The following is a 2,418-nucleotide window of genomic DNA, read 5'->3' as shown; positions in this document are numbered from 1 at the left end:
GGTGAGCGCGGCCGCGGCCATGAACGCCGAGACCAGCATGACGTTCTCGACCTTGTGGGCGGCCAGCGCATCGCGCAGCATGGCCGCCTCGACGTGATCGGTCCAGGTCACTCCAGTCGAGAGCAGCTGGTACCCGCCCTCGGCCGCGCCCTCGCGGGTACCGAGGATCGCGGACACCACCTGGTTGGGCGCCGTGGACGGGCCGGCAGAGCCGGTGGCATCCAGGCCGACGTCGAACTTTTCCTCGTCGACGGTGGCCCCGTCGGCGCCTTCACCTTCCACCAGCACCATGCGGACGTTCGTCGGCGCCATCGAGACGCCAAGCACGATGCCCACCAACGCTAGATATCTCCTCGGCTAGTTTGCTGTGTCACCACGACAATGCGTCGATGACACGATTACTTGCTTATTCACCACGGACTTACGACCACAGCAGCGCGCGGGCTCGAAAATCCGGGATTAGCTGGGCGTTATGAAGTTCTGATTCGTGGGCAGCGCGGTTTTTCGACTTGCCCGATGTTTCGACCGTACCCGCACCACCGCGGAGTGTTAAGCGCAAGTCGGCATGCGTTAACCCTCTAGCAACGGCGCGTAACGTCCGGCCGGCTAGTGGTGGCCGCCCCCGCTGTGCCCGCCACCGCCACCGCCGAAGCCGCCGCCACCACCGCCGAAGCCACCGCCACCGTGGCCACCGCCGCCGAAGGGGCCGCTACCGCCGCCGCCGAACGGGCCGCCACCACCGCCGCCACCGAACGGGCCGCCACCGCCGTGACCGCCGCCGAAGGGTCCACCGCCGCCGAACGGGCCGCCGCCACCGAACGGCCCACCGCCGCTCGGGCCGCCACCGATCGGACCGCCACCGCCGTGACCGCCACCGAACGGGCCACCGCCACCGAACGGGCCACCGCCACCGAACGGCCCGCCGCCGCCGAACGGCCCGCCGCCGCTCGCGCCGCCACCGCCGTGACCGCCGCCGAACGGACCACCGCCGCCAAAGGGGCCGCCGCCGCCGAAGGGGCCTCCGCCGCCGGGACCATTGCCCGGCTCCGGGAGGTGCCCGCCGCCGGGACCATTGCCCGGGATGGGTAGCGGGTTCTCCCCGGGCGCCTGGTGCGGCGGCGAATGTGGAATCGTGCCGCTGCCGGGAACCGGCCACTGCGGCTGCGGGACGTGCACCGGGGGTTGCGGCGCAACGGGCTGGGGTATCGGCAGGCGTGGCGCCTGAATGACCGGCGGGCTGACCACGGGGTTGGGAATCGGCACGTGGACCGGCGGCACCGGAATCGGCGCCACGGGTGGGACCACGACCGGAACCGGTATCACCGGGTCGATCGGGGGAGCCGCGGGAGCCGGCGGAGCAATCGGGGCCGCGGGCAGCGGTGCGGGGGCGGGCGGGCTCAACGGCTTGGGCGCCGACATCGGCTGCGGCAGGTTGATCTTCGGCATCGCGGGGGCCGCCTGGACCGGCGCGGGCGCCTGTTGCGTTGGGACGATGAGGTTTTGGGCCGGCGTGGGCCGCAACGCCACGGTTCCCGTCGTGCGGATGCCAATGGCCAGCGCGAGCTCCAGCGCCAGCACCGCGCTGATGCCGACGACGGCCAAACCGCTTCCGATCAGCAAGACCGGCCTGCGGCGCGGTTGCTCCTGTTCCTGAACGAACAGCTTCTCGATGAGCACGGTCGGGGCATCGGCATCGTCGTCGTGCACCGCGCTGTACGCCAGCTCGTCGCCGAGTTCGGTTCCGACGCCGAGGTATTCGGGAAAGGCGTACTGGTCGACGGCGCCGGTGCCGGGGTCTTGGGCGTAGGCCAGCGCCGCGGTCGACGACGCGAACAACGGCGCATTCGCCGAGGCCAGGGCAGCACCACGGGCCAGGGCGGTCTCGGGCTCCTCCGGCGCGCTCACGTCAAGCGACGTCACCGATTCCAGCGCCGGCTTGATCGGCGCGATGTCGACGCCCGAGCCGACCAGGAACAGCCCGTCGGGTGCGAGCTCCATCTTCTCCAGTCCGGCGACCATGCCGCTGAGTTGTGTGATCGCCTCGCCGTAGGACTCGGCGTAGATCGGTTGCTTGTAGACGTCGGCGATGGAGCCGTCGGAGGTCTCGACGACGGCCAGAGTTGCGGTGTCGGGCTCGACGAAAAGCACCGCGGTGCGCTCGTAACCCATTGCGCCACCGACGGATTGGGTCAATGATGCCGCGGCAAGAAACGTCGACACCAGGATGACGTTCTCAAGCTTGTGGGCGGCCAGCGCATCGCGCACCGCCTTCGCTTCAAGCTGGTCGGTGCAGGCCACCCCGACGGCGGACAGTTCGATGCCGGCACCGACCGTGTCGTCGCGGGTGCCCAGGATGGCGGCGATCGCGCGATCGGACGCGCTGACGGTCGGCGAATCGTCGGAGGCGGCGACGGCGAA

General features: G+C 70.8%; 1 protein-coding gene and 1 pseudogene. Both read right to left on the bottom strand.

The genetic code is table 11. The annotated features are described in order from the left end of the window. Positions 1–339: pseudogene (locus A5706_RS14915) on the bottom strand (hypothetical protein); the annotation flags it as partial. 267 nt (positions 340–606) lie between these two features. Further along, the coding region (locus A5706_RS33635; protein WP_068131922.1) for a hypothetical protein at positions 607–2,418 on the bottom strand (1,812 nt) is incomplete at its 5' end.

This window comes from Mycobacterium sp. E796 (assembly GCF_001672815.1).
GTDB lineage: Bacteria > Actinomycetota > Actinomycetes > Mycobacteriales > Mycobacteriaceae > Mycobacterium.
Note: the sequence above shows the minus strand (reverse complement) of the source record. Positions and strands in the feature narration are given on the sequence as shown.